The sequence below is a fragment of the Hypericibacter terrae genome (assembly GCF_008728855.1).
Lineage (GTDB): Bacteria > Pseudomonadota > Alphaproteobacteria > Dongiales > Dongiaceae > Hypericibacter > Hypericibacter terrae.
Map to the genome: position 1 here is coordinate 3,045,736 of NZ_CP042906.1, position 23,325 is coordinate 3,069,060.

General features: G+C 66.7%; 24 protein-coding genes. 9 read left to right on the plus strand and 15 right to left on the minus strand.

Features of this window, described 5'->3' with window-relative positions; all coding sequences use genetic code 11:
* Nucleotides 1-20 precede the first annotated feature (20 nt).
* Genes FRZ44_RS13890 through FRZ44_RS13900 form a run of 3 tightly spaced genes read right to left on the minus strand, consistent with a single transcriptional unit; the run spans nucleotide 21 to nucleotide 3,642 of the window.
* Entirely contained in the window at nucleotides 21-1,259 is a 1,239-nt protein-coding gene (locus FRZ44_RS13890; protein WP_225308252.1) for an FAD-dependent oxidoreductase, read from the minus strand.
* Nucleotides 1,259-2,662 (minus strand): NAD(P)/FAD-dependent oxidoreductase, encoded by a 1,404-nt coding sequence (locus tag FRZ44_RS13895; protein ID WP_191908092.1) that lies wholly within the window; start codon nucleotides 2,660-2,662, stop codon nucleotides 1,259-1,261. Before FRZ44_RS13895 ends, FRZ44_RS13890 begins: the two co-directional genes overlap by 1 nt.
* Nucleotides 2,659-3,642 carry a LysR substrate-binding domain-containing protein gene (locus tag FRZ44_RS13900; RefSeq protein WP_151177760.1) on the minus strand — a complete coding sequence of 328 codons (984 nt, stop codon included), beginning with the start codon at nucleotides 3,640-3,642 and terminating at the stop codon, nucleotides 2,659-2,661. The genes FRZ44_RS13895 and FRZ44_RS13900 overlap by 4 nt, the downstream gene beginning before the upstream one ends.
* Nucleotides 3,643-3,821: 179 nt before the next feature.
* Between FRZ44_RS13900 and FRZ44_RS13905 the strand changes: the two genes are divergently transcribed.
* From FRZ44_RS13905 to FRZ44_RS13930, 6 genes are all read left to right on the plus strand, one after another.
* Nucleotides 3,822-4,916 (plus strand): ABC transporter substrate-binding protein, encoded by a 1,095-nt coding sequence (locus FRZ44_RS13905; protein ID WP_151177761.1) that lies wholly within the window; start codon nucleotides 3,822-3,824, stop codon nucleotides 4,914-4,916.
* Between the two features lie 96 nt (nucleotides 4,917-5,012).
* Complete coding sequence (locus FRZ44_RS13910) at nucleotides 5,013-5,954, plus strand: N-carbamoyl-D-amino-acid hydrolase (protein WP_151177762.1); 942 nt, start codon at nucleotides 5,013-5,015, stop codon at nucleotides 5,952-5,954.
* Nucleotides 5,951-7,390 carry a diaminopimelate decarboxylase gene (lysA, locus tag FRZ44_RS13915; protein WP_191908093.1) on the plus strand — a complete coding sequence of 480 codons (1,440 nt, stop codon included), beginning with the start codon at nucleotides 5,951-5,953 and terminating at the stop codon, nucleotides 7,388-7,390. The genes FRZ44_RS13910 and lysA overlap by 4 nt, the downstream gene beginning before the upstream one ends.
* Complete coding sequence (hydA, locus tag FRZ44_RS13920; protein WP_151177764.1) at nucleotides 7,390-8,787, plus strand: dihydropyrimidinase; 1,398 nt, start codon at nucleotides 7,390-7,392, stop codon at nucleotides 8,785-8,787. The genes lysA and hydA overlap by 1 nt, the downstream gene beginning before the upstream one ends.
* On the plus strand, nucleotides 8,784-10,022 hold the full coding sequence (locus FRZ44_RS13925) for a Coenzyme F420 hydrogenase/dehydrogenase, beta subunit C-terminal domain (RefSeq protein ID WP_151177765.1): 1,239 nt from the start codon (nucleotides 8,784-8,786) through the stop codon (nucleotides 10,020-10,022). Before hydA ends, FRZ44_RS13925 begins: the two co-directional genes overlap by 4 nt.
* A gap of 144 nt (nucleotides 10,023-10,166) precedes the next feature.
* Nucleotides 10,167-11,156 carry an aldo/keto reductase gene (locus FRZ44_RS13930; protein ID WP_151177766.1) on the plus strand — a complete coding sequence of 330 codons (990 nt, stop codon included), beginning with the start codon at nucleotides 10,167-10,169 and terminating at the stop codon, nucleotides 11,154-11,156.
* Here the strand turns inward: FRZ44_RS13930 and phnN are convergent.
* The 9 genes from phnN to phnG are packed head-to-tail and all read right to left on the minus strand — an operon-like array spanning nucleotide 11,149 to nucleotide 18,088.
* Nucleotides 11,149-11,733, minus strand: coding sequence for a phosphonate metabolism protein/1,5-bisphosphokinase (PRPP-forming) PhnN (gene phnN / locus FRZ44_RS13935; RefSeq protein ID WP_151177767.1), 585 nt, complete (start codon nucleotides 11,731-11,733; stop codon nucleotides 11,149-11,151). The genes FRZ44_RS13930 and phnN overlap by 8 nt on opposite strands.
* The gene (locus tag FRZ44_RS13940; protein ID WP_191908094.1) at nucleotides 11,730-12,416 is read right to left on the minus strand and encodes an LbetaH domain-containing protein; all 687 of its coding nucleotides are present in this window, start codon (nucleotides 12,414-12,416) and stop codon (nucleotides 11,730-11,732) included. The genes phnN and FRZ44_RS13940 overlap by 4 nt, the downstream gene beginning before the upstream one ends.
* Nucleotides 12,417-12,419: 3 nt before the next feature.
* Nucleotides 12,420-13,562: an alpha-D-ribose 1-methylphosphonate 5-triphosphate diphosphatase gene (locus tag FRZ44_RS13945; RefSeq protein WP_151177768.1), complete on the minus strand. Its 1,143-nt coding sequence runs from the start codon at nucleotides 13,560-13,562 to the stop codon at nucleotides 12,420-12,422.
* Nucleotides 13,559-14,272, minus strand: coding sequence for a phosphonate C-P lyase system protein PhnL (gene phnL / locus FRZ44_RS13950; protein WP_225308253.1), 714 nt, complete (start codon nucleotides 14,270-14,272; stop codon nucleotides 13,559-13,561). Before phnL ends, FRZ44_RS13945 begins: the two co-directional genes overlap by 4 nt.
* Complete coding sequence (gene phnK / locus FRZ44_RS13955; RefSeq protein ID WP_191908095.1) at nucleotides 14,269-15,054, minus strand: phosphonate C-P lyase system protein PhnK; 786 nt, start codon at nucleotides 15,052-15,054, stop codon at nucleotides 14,269-14,271. The genes phnL and phnK overlap by 4 nt, the downstream gene beginning before the upstream one ends.
* The gene (locus tag FRZ44_RS13960) at nucleotides 15,054-15,899 is read right to left on the minus strand and encodes an alpha-D-ribose 1-methylphosphonate 5-phosphate C-P-lyase PhnJ (protein ID WP_151177770.1); all 846 of its coding nucleotides are present in this window, start codon (nucleotides 15,897-15,899) and stop codon (nucleotides 15,054-15,056) included. The genes phnK and FRZ44_RS13960 overlap by 1 nt, the downstream gene beginning before the upstream one ends.
* Nucleotides 15,896-16,990 (minus strand): carbon-phosphorus lyase complex subunit PhnI, encoded by a 1,095-nt coding sequence (locus tag FRZ44_RS13965; protein ID WP_151177771.1) that lies wholly within the window; start codon nucleotides 16,988-16,990, stop codon nucleotides 15,896-15,898. The genes FRZ44_RS13960 and FRZ44_RS13965 overlap by 4 nt, the downstream gene beginning before the upstream one ends.
* A complete protein-coding gene (gene phnH, locus FRZ44_RS13970) occupies nucleotides 16,981-17,631 on the minus strand; it encodes a phosphonate C-P lyase system protein PhnH (protein WP_191908096.1) in 651 nt (216 codons plus the stop codon). The genes FRZ44_RS13965 and phnH overlap by 10 nt, the downstream gene beginning before the upstream one ends.
* The gene (gene phnG / locus FRZ44_RS13975; RefSeq protein WP_225308254.1) at nucleotides 17,624-18,088 is read right to left on the minus strand and encodes a phosphonate C-P lyase system protein PhnG; all 465 of its coding nucleotides are present in this window, start codon (nucleotides 18,086-18,088) and stop codon (nucleotides 17,624-17,626) included. Before phnG ends, phnH begins: the two co-directional genes overlap by 8 nt.
* Before the next feature lie 90 nt (nucleotides 18,089-18,178).
* Here phnG and phnF point away from each other — a divergent pair, with 90 nt between their 5' ends.
* Nucleotides 18,179-18,946, plus strand: a complete 768-nt coding sequence (gene phnF, locus FRZ44_RS13980; protein ID WP_151177773.1) for a phosphonate metabolism transcriptional regulator PhnF — start codon at nucleotides 18,179-18,181, stop codon at nucleotides 18,944-18,946.
* 20 nt (nucleotides 18,947-18,966) lie between these two features.
* Here the strand turns inward: phnF and phnE are convergent, their stop codons facing one another.
* The 3 genes from phnE to phnC form a co-directional block, all read right to left on the minus strand.
* A complete protein-coding gene (phnE, locus tag FRZ44_RS13985; protein WP_151177774.1) occupies nucleotides 18,967-19,749 on the minus strand; it encodes a phosphonate ABC transporter, permease protein PhnE in 783 nt (260 codons plus the stop codon).
* Nucleotides 19,750-19,832: 83 nt separating this feature from the next.
* A complete protein-coding gene (gene phnD, locus FRZ44_RS13990; protein ID WP_151177775.1) occupies nucleotides 19,833-20,828 on the minus strand; it encodes a phosphonate ABC transporter substrate-binding protein in 996 nt (331 codons plus the stop codon).
* A 67-nt stretch (nucleotides 20,829-20,895) separates the two neighbouring features.
* A complete protein-coding gene (gene phnC / locus FRZ44_RS13995) occupies nucleotides 20,896-21,729 on the minus strand; it encodes a phosphonate ABC transporter ATP-binding protein (RefSeq protein ID WP_151177776.1) in 834 nt (277 codons plus the stop codon).
* A 77-nt stretch (nucleotides 21,730-21,806) separates the two neighbouring features.
* On the opposite strand from phnC, the gene FRZ44_RS14000 reads away from it, so the two are divergent.
* Together FRZ44_RS14000 and FRZ44_RS14005 are read left to right on the plus strand one after the other, a co-directional pair.
* The gene (locus FRZ44_RS14000) at nucleotides 21,807-22,586 is read left to right on the plus strand and encodes a DUF1045 domain-containing protein (protein WP_151177777.1); all 780 of its coding nucleotides are present in this window, start codon (nucleotides 21,807-21,809) and stop codon (nucleotides 22,584-22,586) included.
* 463 nt (nucleotides 22,587-23,049) lie between these two features.
* Complete coding sequence (locus tag FRZ44_RS14005; protein ID WP_151177778.1) at nucleotides 23,050-23,313, plus strand: hypothetical protein; 264 nt, start codon at nucleotides 23,050-23,052, stop codon at nucleotides 23,311-23,313.
* Nucleotides 23,314-23,325: the final 12 nt, after the last annotated feature.

The following is a 23,325-nucleotide window of genomic DNA, read 5'->3' on the forward strand; positions in this document are numbered from 1 at the left end:
GTGGCGCTCCTCTCCCGGTTTCAGGGCGTGAATCCGACCTGCAGGCGGTCCACGCCGGGCGGAATGGAAAGTGCCTGCAACGGAATCAGGATTCGGCGTTCCGGTCTCGTCGCGAGGCGGCGCTCCCAGAGCCTTTGCCCGCCGGCGTCGATCGTCAAGCGGCCCGACAGATCGCGATCGACACGCAGCTGAAGCATGGCCGAGGGGTCGGTCAGGCCCACCTCGATGGCTTGGGGGACGATCAGCTTGATGCCGGGCCCGCGCTCGAGCTCGATGCGTCGCGGAGACCGCGGCAAGCGGTCCTGCAGATCGTCGGCGACAAACCCGCCGACGCGGCGTCCCTCGCGATGGCACCAGCCGGCCGTCTCGACCGCGCGCAGGAGATTGCCGGCGGCGAAATAGGCCGGGTCGGAGCAGCGGCCGAACTGATCGATGACGGGTCCGCCACTGCCGCTGTCCCATCGCAGAGGGCTCGATCGCACCAGTTCCGCCGCGGGCAGGAACCGGCCGGTGAAGATGACGCCGTCGCAATCGATGGTCGCGGTTTTTCCGCCCGTCTCAACGTTGACGGCCTCGACCCGTCCGTTGCCTCGAATATCGACGAGCCGGGTGCCCAGATAAAGACGCAGTCCGAAAGCGCGCGCCATCCAGGCGCTGGGCCATCTGGCCGTCGTGTGCCCGTTCTCCTCGATCATCGCCACCGGCCGCATGCCCGCCGCCCGCGCGGTCAGGATGGCCGAGAAGGAGACGAGCTCGGTGCCGACGATGACCGGCCGCCGGAAGGGCCGCAGGCGTTCGAGATAGACGAAGCTCTGCAACGCCCCCGTGGTGAGAACACCCCAGGGGCGATCGCCGCCGACGAGCCGCGCGCTGCGCGGCGTCTCCCGGACGCCTGTCGCAAGGATGACGCGCTCCGCCGCAAGCTGTTCGAGGCCGGCGGGGCTCGCCAGCTCGACCCCGCCACCCGGATGGAGCTGCGTGACGCTGCTGCGCGTCCTGATCTCGACACCGGCCGCAAGGGCGGCGTCCCGCAGGCGCCGCGCATAGACGGGGCCCGACAGGACCCGTCCGAATTCGCGCCAGCCGAATACGGGATGTCCGCAATGTCGGGGGATGCCGCCCGCCTCGGCTTCCCGCTCGATGACGACGACGCGGTCGATGCCCCGCTGTCGCAAAGCCAATGCTGCGCCCAGGCCCGCCGGGCCGCCCCCGACGATGGCGACGCGGCAGGACGACGAACGGGGTTGCGGATCCATCATCAAAGTGTCTCGCCCAGCTTGTCCGGCATCGCGATGCGGCCCTTGGCGATGGCGCAGACATGGGCGCTGCAATAGAAGCCCTGACAGCGTCCCATCATCGCGCGGGTCCTGCGCTTGAGCCCGCCGAGATCGCCGGCCGGCAAGGGGCCGGTCAGGGCCGCCTCGATCTCGCGCCTTGTCACCAACTCGCAGTGACAGACGATCTCGCCATAGCCGGGTTGCTGGAAATCGCGGGAAAGATGCTCGGCGATGTTGGGCATGCGCGGCCAGACCGGCGCCGCCGGTGCCGTATGACGGGAACCGAGGCCTTCATAGAGCGACCAGACATGCCGCGCGATCCCGAGAGCGCCGGTCAGCCCCGTTGAGCGGATGCCGCCAACTGTGATCCAGCGGCGCTCCGCATGGGCGCGAATCCGATAGTCCTTATGCTCGCTCGCCGGCCGCAAGCCCGCATAGGCCGCCGTCACCGGCATCCCGGCCAGCATCGGCACGAGGCGTGCCGCATGCTCGACCAGACGCGCCAAGGTTGGGCCGTCGGTCGAGGGATGTTCGCGATCGATTTGTTCCTCGGCGGTGGGTCCGACCAGCAGATTGCCGAAGATGGTTCGCGCCAGCACCACGCCCTTGGTCCGCTCGGTCGGGACCGGCAGCAGGATGCTGCGCAGATAGGGCGCCGCGGCCTTGTCGAACACGGCGAACTGACCCTTGCGCGGCCGGATCGTGAAATCCGTTCCCCCCAGCAGCGACTGATCGAGATGGTCGCCCCAGAGCCCGGCGCAATTGATCACGAGCGCGGCGCTGACGGACCCGCGCGGCGTGTCCAATCTCCATCGGCTGCCGTCGAACTCCCCCCGCTCCACCGGCGCCGAGAACAATGCCTGCGCGCCGTTCTCGAGCGCCTGATGCAGATAACCCAGCGGCGCCGACCAGGGATCGATGACATGCTCGCCCGGCACCAGGATGGCTTCCCGCGCCGCGGTCGCCAGATGCGGCTCGCGCGCGATCAGTTCGTCACGCCCGATGCGCCGGACGTCGGTCACGCCATTGGCGTGGGCTTGGGCCAGAATGCCGTCGAGCTTCGCCGCCTCCTCCTCGGTCCAGGCCACCAGCACGGCGCCGGTCTCGAGCAGCGGCAGGTTCAACCGCTCGCGGATCTCCAGATATTCGGCATAGCCCGCGCGGACGCAGGCGAGCTCGAGGGTTCCGGGCGTGGCGTCGAAGCCGGTATGGAGCAGCGCGCTGTTCGCCTTGCTCGGCCCCGCCAGGATGTCGGTGGAACGCTCGAGCAGAATTGTCCGGGCTCCCTCCAGCGCGAAGCGCCGGGCCATGGCGCAGCCGACCACGCCCCCACCGACGACCGCGACATCGAAGAGCCCGTCCATGCCCGTCCCCGCCGCGTTCATGGCGCCCGCTTCCTCCGGCCGGGCCTGCTGGCCAGGGCCGCGCTCCGCTGCGGCATCCTGCGACTGCGGCCCCGCTTCGCCGGCGCCGGGGCCGGGGCCTCGCTCTCGGAGGCCGCCTCCGCCAATAGCCAGGTCTTGAAGCTCCGCGCTTCGGCGCGCATCGGCCGGTCGGACGGCGCCACCAGATAGAACGGTCCTTGCGCGTCGATCTCGGCGTCGAAGAGACGGACCAACCGGCCCGCCTCGATCATCGGTTCCACCAGCGAGCTGTGCCCCAGCGCCACCCCCACCCCCGCGGCGGCAAGCTCCAGCCCGATCGCCGAGGTATCGGTCTGCAACACCTGGTCGAAGGTCACGCCGCGAAGGCCCGCCTCGGCAAACCAGTCGGTCCAGCCCTGCCGGTTGCCGATCACATGGATCAGGCGCTGGCCCAGCAGGTCGCGCGGGTCGCCGAGAGTCGCGGCCAAGGCCGGGACGCAGACCGGGAACAGACGGTCGGTCGTGATCGGCTGGCTCGAGAGCCCGCTCGCATGGTCGTGGCCATAGCGGATCTCGAGATCGACGCCCTCCCAGACGGTATCCATGCCATGCACCGCGGCCGTGAGACGCAGAGCGACCGCGGGAAACTGGGCGTGGAACCGGGCCAGGCGCGGCGCCAGCCAATGGGTGGCGAAGGCGACATTGGTGCGCACCGTGACCAGCCCCTCCTCGCCATGGCCGAAGATCTCGGCGGTGCCGAAGGTCAGGTGGTCGAAGCTTTCGCGCACCACCCTGAGATAGGCCTCGCCCGCGTCGGTCAGCTGCAGCCCGCGCGGCAGGCGGTGGAACAGCGATTCCCGCAACTGCCCTTCCAGCAGGCGGATATGCTGGCTGATCCCGGCCTGGGTCATGTTCAGTTCGCGCGCAGCCCCGGTGAAGCTCAGATGCCGGGCGGAGGCCTCGAAGCTGCGGATCCAATTCAGGTTGAGCAAGCGGCGCATGGTGTTCCAACAGACCCATAACAAAATTTGGGCCATTGCCACAACACTCGTCGTTTGTTGGCCAAGGCGCCCCGGACCTAGCCTGGGGTACCGGAACAGAAGAAGGGCACTCGCGGGCGCCAGGCCCGCCCGCAACCCCGACCGGCCGGAATGTCGTCTACCATCAGGGGATTCACGCCATGATCGAGAGAACCGATCGCAGCCGCCCGCGCTGGGCGCGGCTTGCGAAACTGGCCTTGCCCGCCGCCCTCCTCGCCACCGTCGCGGTCACTGCGCTCGCCGCCACCTCGACGCTGCGCTACTTCACCTGGGCGGGCTATGACGATCCGTCCTTCCGCAAGCCCTACACCGACAAATACGGCTCGGGCCCGCAGTTCTCCTTCTATAGCGGCACCGACGAGGGCTTCACCAAGCTGCAGAGCGGCTTCACCGCCGACATCGCGCACCCTTGCATCCACGACGTCAAGAAGTGGAAGGAAGCAGGGCTGCTGCAGCCGATCGATCCGAGCAAGGTCGCGGCCTGGAACGACCTGATCCCCGAGCTGCGCGATGCCGACGCGCTCGTGCTCGACGGAAAGCATTGGCTGGTGCCGTGGGAATGGGGCGCCTCCTCCGTGCTCTACCGGACCGACAAGGTGCAGATCACCGAGCAGAGCTTCACCATCCTGACCGACCCGAAATATAAGGGTAAGGTTTCGATCCCCGATGCCTTCGACGAGATCTACCAGCTCACGGCCGTGCTGGCCGGGATCAAGCATCCCCTCGATCTGCAGGATTCCGACTATCCGTTGATCGAGGCTCAGATGAAGGCCCTGCGCAACAATGTGCGCTTCATCTGGCAGGATCCGGCCCAGCTCGAGCAGGCCATGGCCTCGGGCGAGATCGAGGTCGCGTGGGGCTGGCCCAACAGCTTCAAGAACCTGCGCAAGGACGGCGTGCCTGTCAATTTCATGCTCGAGCCGAAGGAAGGGCTGGTCACCTGGCTCTGCGGCTTCGCCCATCTGAAGTCGGCGACCGCGCCGGTCGAAGAGGTCTATGATTTCATCAATGCGCTGGAAGATCCGGAGTCCGGCAAGAACCTGGTCCAGAACTGGGGCTATGGCCATGCCAACAGCAAGGCGCTGGCCCTGGTGCCGAAGGCCGACCTGGAAGCGATCGGCCTTGCGGGCGATCCCAGCAACTATCTGAAGAAGGGCAATTTCCTCGGTCCCATGTCCGAGAAGCAGCGCGAGAAGCTGCAGACGATGTGGGACCTTGTGAAGGCCGGCAACTGACGCAGGCCTCGTTCCCGCCCGGCCAGCGCCGAACCCCAACTCAGCGCTGACCGGCCGGGGCGATGTTTCGTGATCGATCGATTTTTGGAAACGCTCATGCCCCGCACCATCACCGTCGGCGCCGCCCAGCTCGGCCCCATCGCGCGCAACGACAGCCGCAAGCAGGTGGTCGGCCGGCTGCTCGAATTGATGCGCGAAGCGCACGGCTTCCGCTGCGACCTGATCGCCTATCCCGAGCTGGCCCTCACCACCTTCTTCCCGCGCTGGCCGATCGAAGACGAGCGCGAGCTCGATTCCTTCTATGAAACGGAGATGCCGGGACCGGAGACGAAGCCCCTGTTCGAGGAGGCAGCGCGCCGCGGCATCGGCTTCTCGCTTGGCTTCGCCGAGCTCGTCGTCGAGAAGGGCCGCAAGCGGCGCTTCAACAGCTCGATCCTGGTCGACAAGACCGGCCGCATCGTCGGCAAATACCGCAAGGTCCATCTCCCGGGCCATTCCGACGTCATGGACCGTCCGGGCCAGCATCTCGAGAAGCGGTTCTTCGAGGTGGGCGATCTGGGCTTCCCGGTCTGGCGCGCCTTCGGCGGCATCCTCGGCATGTGCATCTGCAACGACCGGCGCTGGCCCGAGACCTATCGCGTGATGGGTCTGCAGGGCGTCGAGATGGTTCTGCTCGGCTACAACTCGCCGATCGGTCTCGGCGATCCCTTCGATCTCGACGCGCTCGAGCCCTTCCACAATCACCTGGTGATGCAGTCCGGCGCCTATCAGAACGCGACCTGGGTGGTCGGCGTCGCCAAGGCCGGTTTCGAGGAGGGCTTCAACATGATCGGCCAGACCTGCATCATCGCGCCTTCGGGCGAGATCGTCGCGCAATGCGCGACCATGGGCGACGAGCTGGTGGTGCGCAAATGCGACCTCGATATGGGCGCGCCCTACCGCGCCGACATCTTCAATTTCGCCTATCACCGCCGGATCGAGCATTACAAGCTGATCACCGAACGGACCGGCGCCATCCCGCCCCCGGAAACGACGTGAGCGCCAAGCCGGTCATGGGACAGGACTGGAAGATCGAGGGCTATCTGGGATCCGATCAGGGTCGCCTGACCATGGACGGCGTCGATCTGGCGGCGCTGGCACGCGAGCGCGGCACGCCCCTCTTCGTCTATTCCGCCCGCCGGATCGCCGAGACCGCCCGGACGATGAAGACGATCTTCGCCGCCTCCCATCCGCGCAGCACGATCTGCTACGCGGCCAAGGCGCTCTCCACCATCAAGGTGCTGCGGCTCCTTCATGCCGAAGGCATCGCGCTCGAGGTCAATTCCGGCGGCGAACTGTTTCGCGCCCGGCTCGCCGGCATTCCCCCGGATGCGATCGTCTTCAATGGCGTTGCCAAATCCAAGGCCGAGATCTCGCAGGCGCTGAGCCCGCCGATCAAGGCGATCAATGTCGACAGCCTGTTCGAGCTGGAGCGGATCGGCGAGGTCGCGGCGGATCTGGGTTGCCAGGCGCGTGTGACCTTGCGCATCGTTCCCGAAGTCGACAGCCCTACCTCGCCCGGCAACCGCACCGGATCGGAAGGCACCAAGTTCGGCATCCTGCTGCATGAGCTCGATCGCGCCATGGAGATCTTGCGGGCGCAGCCCAATGCGCTGCGCCTCGTGGGCATCCATGCCCATGTCGGCTCGCAAATCACCGACACAGGTCCCTATGTGTCGGCGGCCAACGTGCTGGTTGAGCAGGCGCGCCGGCTCCAGGATGCACTGGGCCTGCGGCTGGAACATGTCAATCTCGGCGGCGGCTTTCCCCTCCCCTATATGCGCGGCGTCAACCGCACCCCGCAGGGCGACATCTTCGCGCCGCGCATCGACAGCGCCGACATCGCGCGGGCGGGCTTGGCGCCCCTGCGCAAGGGGCTGGGCGAGCAGATCGAGATCCTGGTCGAGCCCGGCCGGCGCATGGTCGGCGATTCCGCCGTCATGCTGTCGATGGTCGAAACGGTGAAGACGCGCGCCGGGCATGAGTGGCTCTATCTCGATGCCGGCTACAACACCATCGTCGAGTCATACACTTATAAGTGGTATTATCATTCCCTCACAGCCAACAAGCTCGACGAGGCCTTGTCCGAATTCCGCGTCGTGGGGCCGCTCTGCGACAATGGCGACGCCTTCTTCGATGTCGATGGCGAGCAGACTCTGGCGCGCCTCCTGAAGGCTGATCCCCGGCTGGCGCAATCCCGCGAACTTCTGGAGAGCACGCTGGTGCGCCTGCCGCCGACCCGAAAGCTTGCCCGCTCGACCGGTCCCGGCGATCTCGTCGCCTTCCTCGATACCGGCGCCTATACGTTGGACCAGATCACACCGAACAACGGCCGCCCCCGGCCCGAGGTCGGTATTCTGGACGTCGATGGCGATTATGAGATCATGCGCCGGCGCGATACCTACACCGACCTCCTCTTCAACGAGGTGATCTGATGCGCCTCGACCTGGCCATCCGTGGCGGCACGGTGGTGACCGCGTCCGACGAGTTCATCGCCGATGTCGGCGTCGCCGGCGGCCGGATCGTGGCGGTCGCCCGCGACCTGCCCGAGGCACGCGAAGATGTCGATGCCACGGGCCTCCTGGTGATGCCGGGCGGCGTCGACGCCCATTGCCATGTCGACGAGCCGGAATATATGGGCGCCCGGCTCGCCGACGATTTCGCCTCGGCGACACGGGCCGCGGCCTGCGGCGGCACCACAACCATCATGCCCTTCGCCAACCAGCTGCCGGGCCTGAGCCTGCGCCAGGCAGTCGAGGATTATCACGAGCGGGCCCACGGCAAGGCGCTGATCGACTATGCCTTCCATCTCATCGTCTCCGACGTCTCCGGCTCCCTGATCGGCCAGGACCTGCCGGCGCTGATCGCCGACGGCTATCGTTCCTTCAAGGTCTTCATGACCTATCCCGGCTATATGCTGGACGACCGGCAGATCCTCGAGGTCATGGATGCGGCCCGTCGCGGCGGGGCCGTGACCATGGTCCATGCCGAGAACGGACATTGCGTTCACTGGCTGTCGCAGCGCCTCGAAGCCGCAGGCCGGACCGGCCTCGATAGCTTCGCGGAATCGGCACCATCGGCGGTTGAACGGGAGGCGACGCACCGCACGATCGCCCTGGCGCAGATCACCGGCGCCAAGGTCATGATCGTCCATGTTTCGTCGGCCGAGGCGCTGGAGCAGATCCGCTGGGGCCAGGATCGGGGCATCTCGGTCCTGGCGGAAACCTGTCCGCAATATCTCCTTGGGATGGGCCACCACCTGCACGAGCCCGGCTGGGAGGCCGCCAAGCATATCTGCTCGCCGCCACCGCGCGGCGAGGATGATGCGGCGCAACTCTGGCGCGGGCTGCAGCAGGGTGCCTTCCAGCTCGTCTCGTCGGACCATTGCCCCTACCGCTTCGCCAGCGGGGACGGCAAGCGCAGCCAGGGCGGCGAGCATCCGCATTTCCGCAAAGTGCCGCCGGGCCTGCCGGGTCTCGAGACGCGGCTTCCGCTGCTCTATCACGAGGGCGTCACACAAGGCCGGCTCACGCGCCAGCAATTCGTGGCCCTGACGGCCGTCAACCCGGCACGGATTTATGGGCTCTATCCGCGCAAAGGGAGCCTGATGCCCGGTGCCGATGCCGACATCGCGCTGTGGAAGTATGGCGAGCACCGCACCCTGCGCCACGCCGATCTGCATGACGAATGCGACTACACGCCCTATGAGGGGCGCGATCTTTCCGCCTGGCCGGTGGTCACGTTCTCGCGGGGCGAGAAGGTCTGGGATCGCGGCTGGGTCTCGAGCGCGGCCGGACGCGGCCGCCATATCGACGACCGCTCGCCATCGTGAGCCACCCTCGCACGCTGGCCGAGGTCGTTCGCCAAGGGCTCTGCACCGGCTGCGGTCTCTGCCAGAGCATGTCCGGACCCAATCGCATTTGCCTGGAGATGACGGCCGATGGCTTCCTGCGGCCCCGGATCCGAGGGCCCCTCCCGGCCGGCGAGGAGCGCCGCATCCTCTCCGCCTGTCCCGGCAACCGTCAGCGGGCGACGGCGGAGCCCGGCGCCGCCGTCGACCCCCTCTGGGGGCCGATCAAGCGGCTCGCGCGCGGCCAGGCGACCGACGAGGGGATGCGCTTCAACGCGGCGTCGGGCGGTGTGATCTCCGCACTCGCCAGCTATTTGCTCGCCAGCGGCGAGGTCGAAGCCGTGCTCCATACGCGGGCCGATCCGACCCAGGCACTGCGATCGGTGCCGCAGGTGAGTCGGGGACTTCAAGGCGTCATGGAAGCGACGGGCGCGCGCTATGGTCCCGCGGCACCCCTGACTGCCCTCGAGACGATGCTGGCGGCCGGAAAGCCCTTCGCCGTCGTCGGCAAGCCCTGCGATATCGCCGCGTTGCGCAACCTGGCGCGTCTCGATCCGCGCGTGGATCGTCTGGCCCGCTATCGCATCGCCTTCTTCTGCGCCGGCGTTTCGAGCCTCGGCATCTCCCAGGCCATCGTCGGGAAATACGGCCTGACCGAGGACCAGGTTCGGCTGATGCGCTATCGCGGCCATGGCTGCCCCGGCCCCACCCGCATCGAATCCAAGGATGGCCGCGTCTTCGAGCAGAGCTACGACGAGACCTGGGGCAACGAGCTGGCGCAGGAGATCCAGTTCCGCTGCAAGATCTGCCCCGACGCAACCGGCGAGCAGGCCGATATCGCCTGCGGCGATGCCTGGATCACCGCCGACGGCTACGCCCACGGGGAATATGAAAGCTGGAACGCCGTGATCGCCCGCACGGCCGCGGGCGAGGCCTTGCTGGCGCGGATGGAGCGCGACGGCAAGCTCAACCTGCTCCCCAACACGGTAGCCGAGCTCAATCGCATGCAGCCGCATCAGGGCGAGCGCAAGATGGCGATCCTCGCACGCCTGGGCGGCCTGGCCCTGGCCGGCCAACCGCGGCCGCGCTATGCCGGGTTGCGGATTCTTCATGCGGCCTGGATCGGAAGGCGGAGCTTCTTCAGGAATCTGCTGGGGACGTTGCGGCGGCTGCGCCACGGCGCCAATCGCGAGGCCGAGCCGGCCCGAGGCGCCTGACCAAACCGTTAGCAGCCTTGACGAAAGCCCGCTCTCTACGATCTCCTATGAGGTGCCGCCCGTCCTGGCGGGCGAGCCGCTCATTGAACCGGTGTCGGCGTCGTCCCCAGGGCCGCCCCGGTCCGCGATCCAAAAGGATTTCCCATGCGCTATGTCCGCCTCGGCTCCACGGGCGTCAAGGTTTCACGCATCTGCCTCGGCTGCATGTCCTACGGCACCACGGAATGGCGGCCCTGGGTGCTCACCGAGGATGCGGCGCGGCCCTTCATCCGGCGCGCCCTCGAACAGGGCATCAATTTCTTCGACACGGCCGATGTCTATTCCAGCGGCGTCAGCGAGGAGATCCTCGGCCGCGCAATCCGCGACTTCGCCAAGCGCGACCAGGTGATCATCGCTTCGAAGGTCCACAGCGCGATGGGCGACGGCCCGAACGACAGGGGCCTGTCGCGGAAACACATCCTGGCCGGCGTCGAGGCCAGCCTGCGCCGCCTCGGCACCGACCATATCGACCTTTATCAGATCCATCGTTTCGATCCCGAGACGCCCATCGAGGAGACGGCGGAAGCGCTCGACATCCTGGTGCGCAGCGGCAAGGTCCGTTATATCGGCGCCTCCTCCATGTTCGCCTGGCAGTTCATGAAGGCGCTGGCGATCCAGGCCCGCGACGGCCTGGCCCGGTTCCAGACGATGCAGAACCATTACAACCTCGCCTATCGCGAGGAAGAGCGCGAGATGATGCCGCTCTGCGTCGATCAGGGCATCGGCGTCATCCCCTGGTCCCCGCTCGCCCGTGGGCGCCTCGCCGGCAGCAGAAGCACTGGCACGCCGCGCTCGACCACGGACGAATATCAGAACCGGCTCTACAACAAGCAAGAAGTGCTCGATGCGCCGGTGATCGCGCGCTGCGCGGAGGTGGCCAGGGAACGGGGCGTGCCGCCGAGCCAGATCGCGCTCGCCTGGCTCCTGTCGAAGCCCGGTGTCGTGGCGCCCATCGTCGGCGCCACCAAGACGCATCATCTCGACGATGCGATCGCCGCTTCGGAGCTCACCCTGGCGCCGGAGGAAATCGGGCGGCTGGAAGAGCTCTACCAGCCGCACCCGATTGCCGGCCACAGCTACGGCGGCACTACCTGACGGATTTCGGGGAAATTGCGCCGTCCGTCGCCGTCACCAGAGCCAGGAGCGCCGAGCCGGCCCGCTCGATCGCGCCGCTATTGTCGATCCGGATGACGCTCTCCGGCAGCGCGTCCAGCTCGTCGCGGGCCCTGAGCCGTTCGGCAATCTCGTTTTTCGATTCACGCTTTCTTGCAGCGAGCCGGCCGGCGATCAAGGCAGGCTCCGCCGTGATCAGCACCGGAACCAGATCGGGATAGGCTTCCAGCGCCTCGGGGAGATATTCGCGCGATCCGTTGACGACGACGTTGACGCCGCTGCGGCGCCAGATGTCGATTTCACGGCCGATCGCGTAGGAGAATCCGTGGCTGCTCCAATGGAGCGCGAACCAGCCGACCCCGAGCCGGGCGCGGAACTCGGCTTCGCTGAGCGCGATATGGTTTTCGCCGGCCGCCTGGGGCGGCCGGGTGATATAGCGATGGGCCACGGCGACCTGGCGCGGATCGCCGGCCTGCCGGACGAAGCTCAGCAAGCTGTCCTTCCCGACACCCGACGCGCCCATGACATAGAAGAGCCGACCGGCGCTCTCGTTCGTCATGCCGGCATTTCCGCCATGATCTCGGGCCTGCTGTATTTCTCCGCAAAGCGCGTCGCACCCAGCGTCCGGAAATCCTGCAGGCTGGCGCGCAATCTTGCCGGGCTCCAGTCCCACCAGGCGATGGCCTTGAGCCGCGCCTCGGTCGCCTCGTCGACGCGCCGGCGAAGGGGGCGCGCGGGATTGCCCGCGACGATCATGTAGTCGGGAACGTCCTTGGTGACGACCGAGCCGGCACCGATCGCGGCACCGGTGCCGACGCTGCGCCCCGGCAGCACGATCGCGTTATGACCGATCCAGACATCCGGGCCGATCAGGACCTTATGGGCCCGACGCCAGGCGAAGACCTCGGGATCGTCCGCATCGGCGAAATGATGAGAGCGGCTGCGGTAGGTGAAGTGATGGAGCGTGGCCCGCTCCATCGGATGATTGGTCGGATTGAGCCTCACGCCCGCGGCCAGGTTGCAGAACTTGCCGACATCGGCGTTGAAGATCTCCACATCGCGCGCCGTGTAGGACCAATCGCGAAAATCGACCTCGAGCAGCTGGCTGCGCGGCCCCACATATGTCCAGGGGCCGAAGCGGCTGGTTTTGACGATGGCAGTCGGATGCAGCATGGGCGCCTCGGTCATGCTGCGCCCCTCGCCCCAGGGATGCTCCGGCTGTCCCTGCTCGAGCGCGATCATGGCTCAGGCCACGCGTTCGCCCTGGCGCCACACGGCACGGACCAGGGGCAACCCGCCACGCTCGGCCACGCGAACCAGATCGGCGCGCAAGCCCGGCGCGATCCGGCCGCGATCGCTCAGCCCCATCGCGTCGGCGGGCCGTGTCGCCACCATCCGGATGGCCGCCGGCAGGGAGTATCCGAGCTCCTCGACCAACCGGAATGCGGCCGGCAGCAGGCTTGTCGGCACGTAGTCCGAAGAAAGGATATCGACCAGCCCATCGCGTGCCAGGTCGATCGCCGAGATGTTGCCCGAATGTGAACCGCCGCGCACGACGTTGGGGGCGCCGCTGAGGATGCCGATGCCATGCTCCCGCAACGCCAGGGCTGCCACCTGGGTCGTGGGAAATTCAGCGACGACGGCGCCCGCGGCTGCGGCCTCTTCCGCATGCTGCACGGTCGCATCGTCGTGGCTCGCCAGCTTCAGGCCGCGCTCTCGCACCAGTTCGATCACCGCCGCCCGATTGTTGTCGCCGTGAAAGGCGCGGTCGTTCAGGCAGCGCTGGACGAAGCTCGCGAGATCCGCATCGCTCATCTGATACTTGCCCTTATAGTAGGACTCGTACTGCGCCAAGGTCGCGAACTGGCGCTGTCCCGGCGTGTGGTCCATCAACGACACCAGCTTCAGGCAGGGATGCTGCGCCAGCCGCTCCAGGTGGGCGGGCAACTCGCCATGCGAGATCTCGCAGCGCAGATGCAGGAAATGCGCGACCCGCAGCATGTTCTCGCGCTGGCATTCCTCCAGCCCCGCGGCCATCGCCGTCAGGGTCTCGATCCGGTCGCTTTCGCGATGGATATCGCCGATCGCCACCGAATCGAAGACCGTGGTGATGCCGGCGGTCGCGATCTGAGCGTCGTGCGCCACCACAGCCGAACGCGCCGGCCAATGGACCCGCGGCCGCGGCGCGATATGCTTGTCGAGATTGTCGGTGTGAAGCTCGACCATGCCCGGAATGACATAATCGCCCTCGCAGTCGATGGCGCTTTCCAGCCGGCTGACGCCTTCCTCGATCTCGACGATCCTGCCGTCGCGGATGACCAGGGTCCCGTCGAGGATCTCGTCGGGAAGAACCAAGCAGGCGTTCGTCAGGATGGTTTCGGTGTTCATGCGGCCAACTGTCTGGGCGGAAGGCTGTAATATCGGGTCGCCAGGGCCGCGCGCGCATCGGGATCGTGGCAGATGGCGACGATGGCGGTGCCAGCAGCGCGAGCTTCGTGCAGTAATGTGACAACAATGCCGCGGTTCGCGGCATCGAGCGAGGCCGTCGGCTCGTCGACCAGCAGGATCGGGTGAGCCGCCAGCAGGCCGCGCGCGATATTGACGCGCTGCTGTTCGCCGCCGGAGAAGGTCACGGGCGACAGGGACCAGAGCCGCCGCGGCAGGGCCAGACGGTCCAGCAGCTCAGCCGCGCGCTCGCGGGCCTCCTGGCCGTCGATGCCCCGCGCCCGCAGCGGCTCGGCCACCACGTCCAGGGTCGGCACCCGTGGAATCACGCGCAGGAACTGGCTGATATAGCCCAATGTCCGCCGGCGCAGTTCGAGCGCCAGCCGTGGGCTCGCCGTCGCCAGATCGACCCGGTCGCCTTCATGGCGAACCAGGATGGCGCCTTCGTCGGCGCGGTAATTGCCATAGAGCGTCCGCATCAGCGTGCTCTTGCCGGCGCCGGAAGGGCCGTCGAGAACGACGCACTCCCCCGCACCGACCGACAGATTGATGTCCGAGAGGACGATCAGCCTGACTTCGCCCTGGACATGAAGCGTGAAGCTCTTGGCCAGGTCGCGGGTCTCGATCATGGCTTCGCGATTGTCCTGGGTCATATCGGCAACACCGAGGAAACCAGCAATTGCGTGTAGGGCTCGTGCGGGTCGTCCAGCACCTGGTCGGTCAGGCCGGTTTCGACGATGCGCCCATCCTGCATCACCATGAGGCGATGGGCCAGCAGCCGGGCCACACCCAGATCGTGGGTCACCAGGATCACGGCCAAACCGAGATCGGCGACAAGCTGACGGATCAGATCGAGCAGCCGGGCTTGGACCGAGACGTCGAGGCCGCCGGTCGGCTCGTCCATCAGCACCAGCCGCGGCTTGGTCACCAGGTTGCGGGCGATCTGCAGGCGCTGCTGCATCCCGCCGGAAAAGCGGCGAGGATTCTCGTCGATCCGCGAGGGATCGATTTCGACCCGCCCGAGCCACTCCGCGGCCATCGACCGGATCGTTCCGTAATGGCGCATGCCGGCACGCATCAGCGGCTCGCCGATATTACCGCCGGCGCTGATGTCGAGCCGAAGCCCGTCGCGCGGGTTCTGATGCACAAAGCCCATATCGTTGCCGAGGCGCCGGCGCCGCTCGGCCTCGGAGATCGCCGCGAGGTCGACCTTGGTGCCGTCGCGCGTCTCGAACCAGACGCGGCCTTCGCTGGGCGTCACATGCCCGGCGATGCAGCCCAGCAAGGTGGTCTTGCCGGAACCGGATTCGCCGACCACGCCCAACACTTCGCCCGGCCAGAGCGAGAAGCCGATATCGCGGCAGGCCACGCGCGTGCCGAAGCGCTTACTCAGGCCTTCGACCGTCAGCAACGGCTCGTCCGTGATCGACGTCATCATTCGGCCGCCTGCGGCTCAAGCCGGCTGTTGCAATAGTCGGTGTCGGAACAGATGAAGCGCCGGCCGCCGCGGTCGTCGACCACGATCTCGTCGAGATAGCTGTCATCGGCGCCGCAACGCGCGCAGCGGCAGGACCAGCGCTCCACGGCGAAGGGATGATCGGCGAAGTCGAGGCTCTTGACCGGGGTGAAGGGCGGCACGGCATAGATGCGCTTCTCGCGGCCCGCGCCGAAGAGCTGCAGGGCCGGCGAACGGTCGAGCTTGGGATTGTCGAGCCGCGGGATCGGCGACGGCGACATCAGATAGCGGCCATTGACCTGGACCGGATAGTCATAGGCCGTGGTCACCCGGCCGAAACGCGCAATATCTTCATAGAGCTTGAGATGCATGGCGCCGTAGTCGGCCAGCGCATGCATGCGCCGCGTCTGGGTCTCGCGCGGCTCCAGCCAGCGCAGGGGCTCCGGGATCGGCACCTGGAACACCATGATCTGGCCATGCTGCAGCGGCGTCTCCGGAATGCGATGCCGGGTCTGGATGATGCTGGCCTCGGCCGTGCGCGTCGTGGTGGCGACGCCCGCGGTGCGGGCGAAGAACTTGCGGATGCTGACGGCGTTGGTCGTGTCGTCGGCACCCTGGTCGATCACCTTGAGCCGGTCCTGGCGGCCGACGATGGAGGCCGTCACCTGGATGCCGCCGGTGCCCCAGCCATAGGGCAAGGGCATCTCGCGGCCCGCGAACGGCACCTGATATCCCGGGATCGCGACGGCCTTGAGCAGGGCGCGCCGGATCATCCGCTTGGTCTGCTCGTCCAGATAGGCGAAATTGTATTCGGCCGCGCTCATTCCGCCGCCTCCTGGCGCGCGTCCTCGGCGCGCATCCGGCGCACGATGTCGAGCTCGGCCTGGAAATCGACATAATGCGGCAGCTTCAGATGCTGCACGAAGCCGGAAGCTTCGACATTGTCGGCATGGCTCAGCACGAACTCCTCGTCCTGGGCCGGCGCCGTCACCGCCTCCTCGAACTCGGCCGCCCGCAGGCTGCGGTCGACCAGCGCCATGGCCATCGCCTTGCGCTCGCACCGCCCGAACACCAGGCCATAGCCGCGGGTGAATTGCGGGGGCTGCGTGGCCGAGCCCTTGAACTGATTCACCAGTTGGCACTCGGTCACCTCGATCTCGCCGATCGCGACCGCGAAGCCCAGCTCCTCCGGCACGATCTCGACCGTCACGCGACCGCTGCGGATCTCGCCGGCGAAAGGATGGTTCCGGCCGTAGCCGCGCTGGGTCGAATAGGCAAGGCTCAGGAGGAAACCTTCGTCGCCGCGCGCCAGCGCCTGCAGCCGCACGTCGCGCGTCGCCGGATATTGCGGCGGATCGCGGGTGATGTCTCCGACTGGAAGATCGGGCCTCGGACGCTCCGGCTCGAGCAAGCCTTCCTGTTCGAGCCAGCCCATCACCGGCGGTACCGCCGCCGGCGCAATCGGCGGCGAGACCGCGGCGTCGGATTCGGCGCCGGCGGAGGCGCCATTGCCGTCCAACTCGAAATCAAGCAGCCGGTGGGTGTAGTCGAAGGTGGGCCCGAGGAACTGACCGCCCGGCACGTCCTTGAAGATCGCCGAGATGCGGCGATCGGTGGCCATCTGCGCGGTGTCGATCGGCTCGCCGACGGCGAAGCGCGGCAAAGTCGTGCGGTAAGCCCGCAACAGAAAGATCGCCTCGACCATGTCGCCCGCAGCCTGCTTGATGGCGAGAGCCGCCAGCCGCCGGTCGTAGAGCGCGCCTTCGGCCATGACGCGATCGACCGCCAGGCGCAGTTGCCCCTCGATCTGGTCGATGGTCAGCGCCGGAATTGCCGGGTCGCCCCGCCGATCCTGTTCCAGGAGGCGGTGCGCGGCCTCGATGGCGGCTTCGCCGCCCTTGACGGCTACATACATAAAATCTCCAAGGCGGTGCTGCGCGGCAGGCCGACGATCCGGTTGCCGCAGGCGATCAGGACATCGACGCCGCAGGGGAACTGCGCATGATTGACGGCCCACTCGGCGACAAAGCCCTTGGGCAGCCCCTCGATGGTCAGATAGCGCCGGGTCGGAATGCCGGGACCTGAAAACCCGATCTGGCCGCCCGAGGCGAGCCTGCTGGCCTCGATGATCAGGGTCGCGGAGCGGTCGGGATAGTCGAGGCTGCCGGGGTCGAACGACGGCAATCCCGGGCCGGCCGCCGGATCGGCAAGGAGTGCGAAACGCGCGGCGCCGTGGGTATCGGCGAGCGGCGCGCCGGTATGAAACCCAAGGAAGGTCGCGACCGACGCGGCCGTCCGATCGAGCCAGATCGGCGTGTCGCCATCGGCCAGCGCCAGAATGAGCCCGAGTGCTGCCGGCCCGACGCCGGCGCCCAGCTGACGACAGGTCGCCTCGAGCGAAACCGGAACCTCCAGCACGCGTCCCGGCTCGCTGAGTGCGGTCAGGGCACAGCGGAAAATGCGCTGCGAATCGTGGATGGGATCGGGCAATCCCGGCGCCAGCGCGCCCTTGCGGGACGCCATTCCCGAAACGGTCGCCGATCGCAGATCAGTCATCGCCGCGCACCATGGTCGTGAAATCCACCCGGGTCGCCGCGACATCGGCCGCCCGGTGCCCTCGCCTTTGGCTCCCAGCCTGCTCGATGGTCGCCAGCAGTCGGGCCAGCGGTCCGGTGCGGATCGTGTCGTCCTGCAGCAGAGCGTCGAACAGGGCCGCCAGCTCGGCGTGACGCGGCGCGCGGCCGGCGACATAGCCGAAACCGACCCCGGCGCGCGGCGCCTCGAGCATCACGGCGGCGCGCGTGACGGTCATTTCGCCCAGATTGAAAGGCTGGCCCGTGCCGCCGGCCCGGCCCCGCAGCATGACCAACCCGGTTTCGACCGGACGCAGCCAACGATAGGACGGCGGCGGCGCCACATCGCGCCATGCCTCTTCCAAGTCCGCAGGGTCGGCCTGGCTCAGCAGGGCCATCCAGCGGGAGCGGTCGGTGACGGCGGAATCGGACGTTGCCATGGCCGCCATATTCATCTAGACATCTATACTTGTCAACCAATCTTGCGGCCCGTCGCCGAATCGGGCTGTGTGTCGGCGAGGGCCATTCGCATGGAGTCGGAAGTGGCGATGAAGGAAGCGATCGCGCGCGGCCGAGGTGTCACGGTTTGGCGACAGATCGCGGAAACCTTGAGTGCGGACCTGAAGGCGGGCCGCCTCAAGGCGGGGGATCGGCTGCCCACCGAGCTCGAGCTGGCCGACCGTTTCCGGGTCAATCGCCACACGGTTCGTCGCGCGGTCGCGACCTTGGCCGAGCAGGGCATCCTGCGCATCGAGCAGGGTCGCGGCACCTTCGTGAACGACAAAACGATCGATTACGTGCTGGGCCGGCGCACCCGCTTCAGCAGCAATCTCCTGGCCCAGGGCCGCGAGCCGGGCCATCGGCTGATCTCCGCCGAAAAGGCGACGGTCTCCGGCAGCATCGCGGCCGACCTCAAGCTGCGCGACGGCGCCGCCGTGATGCGGATCGAGACGCTGAGCATCGCCGACGGCGCCCCCATGGGCTATGGCGTGCATGAGTTCCCCCTGCCCCGCTTCGCTGGCATCGACGAGGCCTATCGGCGGCTGGGGTCGCTCACCGCGGCGCTCGAAGAGCTCGGTGTGGGCGACTACACCCGCAAGGTAACGCGGATCCTGGCGCGGCTGCCGAGTGCGCGCGAGGCCGGGTTTCTGGAGCAGACGGTCAGCCGCCCGATCCTTCAGGCCGAAGCCGTCAATGTCGACGCCAAGGGCAAACCCACCCATCACAGCCTCGCGGTCTTTGCCGGCGATCGCGTCCAGATGATCGTTCGGCCCGAAGATCTGCTCGCCGGCGTCTGAGCCCGCGACGCGCGCCCGCGTCAGATGAAGGCCTTGCGCAGCCATTGCGACAGCAGGTCGATCGACATCACCGCGATGACGATGATGATCATCACCGCACAGGTCTGCCCGAACTGGAATCCGCGGATGATCTCCCAGATCACCTGCCCGATCCCGCCCGCACCGACCAGCCCCACCACGGAGGCCGAGCGGACATTCGATTCGAAGCGGTAGAGCGAATAGGAGACCCAGAGCGGCATGACCTGTGGGATCACGCCGAAGACGATCTCCTCGAGCTTATGCGCCCCGGTCGAACGGATGCCCTCGACGGGCCGCGGGTCGATCGCCTCCACGGCCTCGGCGAACAGCTTCGCCAGAATGCCGGTGGTATGGACCCAGAGCGCCAACACACCGGCAAAGGGTCCGAGACCCACCGACGTCACGAACAGCATGGCGAAGACCATTTCGTTGATGGAACGGAAGATGTCCATCAGGCGGCGCGCGGGCTGGTGGATCCACCAGGGCGCGATATTGCCGGCACAGGCCAGGCCGAAGGGGATGGCGCAGAAGATCGCCATCACCGTTCCCCAGAGCGCGATCTGGACGGTGATGATCATTTCTTCGGTGTAGTAGCGCCAATCGCGAAAATCCGGCGGGAAGAAGTCGGCGAGGAAGGTCGCCATGTTCGCCCGATCATGGATGAGATCGAGCGGGCGCATATCGGCCCCCTGCCAGGAGCCGGCGAGAGCGGCCAGGATCACGCCATAGGCGATGAGGCGCATATAGGATCGCCGCGGCGGCTTCGCGGCAGCGAGCGCCGCCATCCGGGCTTGAGGCCCGGATGGCGGCACCGGTTGAAGAGAGACGGTCAAGATCGCACTTGCTCAGCGAGTTTTCGCCGATGGAACTACTGCGTCTTCACCTCGGCCATCTTCTTGGAGAGCTCGTCGAGCTGGGCGTCGATCGCCGCCAGCTGCTGCTTCTTGTCGGACTCCGAGAGATTGGCATCCTGGTCGATCTTGATACGGTCCTTGAACAGCGAGACCTGGCGGACCGGCAGAAGCTGGTCGTTGCTGGAGGCCACGAAGCCACCCCACTCGCCCAGCGCGTCGAGCACCTGCTTCTGATGTACCTGATCGGGGCCTGGCTGGCCATAAGCGAACAGGAACGCCTTGAGCTTCTCCTTGGCCTGCGGATCGAGATCCGTCCGCCAGACCAGCGGATCGGAGGGAATCAGCGGCGAGCGCCAGATTTCACGAATGAGCTTCGCCTTATCCGGATTCGCGGTCTGGAATTTGGCAAGGTCTTCCGTGTTGTTGGTGGCGATGTCGACCTGCCGGTTCGCGACCGCCATCAGGTTGGTTCCATGGTTGGCGCTGACCGAGCTCACGAAGAAGGTGCGCACGTCGATGTTGTTCTTGGCAAAAGCATAGTAGCCCGGCATCAGGTAGCCCGAGGTCGAGTTCGGATCGCCATTGCCGAGGGTCAGCTTGCCCGGCTGATTGATGACGTCCTGGAGGGACTTGATAGTGCTGGCGGTATTGGCGATCAGGATCGAGTAGTAGCCGCGCGAGCCGTCGGCATAGATTTTCTGCGCAAACACTTCGCCGTTGGCGCGATCGACCGCCTGAATGGCCGAGGCGTTGCCATACCAGGCGACCTGGACTTTGTTGAAACGCATCGCTTCGATCACGCCCGCGTAATCCGTCGCATAGAAGGCGTTCACCTTCATGCCCGTCGACTTCTCCATGTCGGCGAGGAACGGCTCCCATTGCGTCTTGAGGTTCTGGGTCGATTCGGTCGAAATGATGCCGAAATTGATCTCCTTCGGCATTTCGGCCTGGGCCGCGGTGGCGCCAAGCGCCAGAGCGGCCATACCTGCGAGGAATACACGGCGTAGCATCGAAAACCTCTCCTTCAGTGGACGGGTGGACGTCGAGATAGACGGATCGGAACCGCGGAGGCCGGACTTAGGAGCCGACGACGGCCGCGGCCGTGGCGAGGCGCAGCGGCGTGCGGCGCGGACGGGCCGCCGCCGGCGCCAGTTCGAGTTCGCTGCCATAGACATCGGCCAGCAACGAAGCGGTGACGGCCTCGCTGGGGCCGTCGAACAGGACGCAGCCTTCCTTGAGCGCGACGATGCGCGGGCAGTAGCGGGTGGCCATCTCCACCTGGTGGAGCGAGACGACGACGGTCATGCCGTCGCTTTCATTGACCTCGCGCAGGAGCTCCATCACCCGTCGGGCCGATTCCGGATCGAGCGAGGCGATCGGCTCGTCCGCCAGCAGGGTCTTGGCGCCCTGGATCAGGACCCGGGCGATCGCAGCCCGCTGTTGCTGGCCGCCGGACAGGGTGGAGGCGCGCTGATAGGCCTGCTCCTGGATGCCGACCCGGGCCAGCGCATGGAGGGCCGCCTCGCGCTCCTCCCGGGTGAACCAGCTCGCCAGACTGCGCCAAAGCGGCGTTCGCGCCAGACCGCCGACACAGACATTGGTCAGGACCGGCAGGCGTTCGACGAGGTTGAACTGCTGAAAGACGAAGCCGATCGAGGCCCGCTGCCGCCGAATATCCCGGGCGATCCGGCCGTCGCGCTGCACCACCCGGCCATCGACATGAATGATGCCGGCGTCGCGATCGCCGGTGGCCAGACCGGCGATATGGCGCAACAGCGTCGACTTCCCCGAGCCCGATGCGCCGATCAGCCCCACCATTTCGCCAGGCTGGATCGACAGCGAGACGGACTGCAGGGCGCGTCGGCCGCTGCCGAAAGTCTTGCTAAGTCCGTCGATCTTGATTGAAGACATGGATGCGCGCCCCCTCGGAGTCGTCTAGACATTAGAGGGCAGCCGAGACTCCCGTTTCGCAGTTCGATGAAGCTTCGATGACAACCCACAGACCTCGCATTTCCGCCGACTCCGCCCCTGCCCCGCGCTACGCGATCTATTGGGCGCCGCCGAAGGACTCCGTCCTGGCGCAGCTCGGCAGCGCCTGGCTGGGACGCTGTGCCGATCCCGAGGCCGCCGCCGACGAGCTCCCGCCGCGGCCCGCGATCGCGGGATATACCGCCGACCAGTTGCAGGCCCTGACGGCGGAACCGCGCCGCTATGCGCTTCACGCCACCCTGAAGCCGCCCTTCGCCTTGAGCCAAGGCCGCCATGTCGACGAGTTGCGCGAGGATCTCGCACGCTTCGCCGCCCGTCAGCCAACCTTCACCATGCCGCGCCTCCGGCTCGCGCCCGTCGGCCGCCGGTTCCTCGCACTGATTCCGTCGGCGTCCTGTCCGCCTCTCGATGCTCTTGCCGCGGCCTGCGTGACTGGATTCGATTCCTATCGTCGTCCTGCCACGGCCACCGAATTGTCCCGACGGCGCGCCGCGGGCCTCGACGAGATCGAGGACGCGCATCTGCGCCGGTGGGGATATCCTTATGTGCTGGATCGATTCCGCTTCCACGTGACCTTGAGCGGTCCACTCGATCAAGCCGCGCTGGTCCGTCTGCAATCGGCTCTCGCAATCTTATTCGCGCCCGCCGCCGCCGCGCCGAACCCAATCACCGACATCGCGCTGTTCGTCGAGCCCGCCCCGGCCGAACCGTTCATGCTGGCCGCGCGCTTTCCTCTCGCGGGCGGCAACCCGAATCCGGATTCGCCGACTCACCGCTAGCGATCCAATCGTCCCGAAGTGGCTTGTCGCAGCGCCAACGAAGCTTTTTCGTTTCCGAAAATCCGGCATCGAGAGCGGGCGCTCGAACGGCGAACTTATCACTCGGCTGTGTCGCTCGCAGGAATATTTGCCGTATATCTTTAGGTATCCTTGCTCATCGAAGTGCAGCGGTAACATCTGTTTACAATCGAGATTGATTGATTGATCAGGCTTCTTCGCTTTTCATAGTGGAATTTTATAGGCAGCGAGATTTACCACCGTTTTTTCGTGACTCACAGACGAACGCCATTGCAAGCGCGGCACCGTGTTTGCTAAACATGTGTCACTTCGCGCATCGATGTGATGGCATCTTCATTACAAGAGGGGGTGCCCATTGAATTCGGAATTGGCCGAGGCGACTGCCATTCGCTCGGCAGGCGCAGCGCAGAGGTGAATTTTCTGGCACCTAGGAGATTAGCCGGAGATGGCCCTGACGACTTTGCCCGGCACAAATGTTCGCCTCGATCCGGATCAGATCACGAAAATCGACATCTGTTGTGCCGACACGGCGCGCGTCGAGATCCGTATCTTCCTCCGTGACAACTCTCCCCATCATTTTTTTGAGTTTCCCGACAAGGCCGCTGCGGTCGACTTCTATCGCGCGGTTTGGCAGCTGCGCAGCGGCGAGCGCCTCGGAGACCGCGAAATCGAGAGCTTCTTGTTGAACGAGGGTACCGAACTGGCTTAGCAGTCCTGGTTG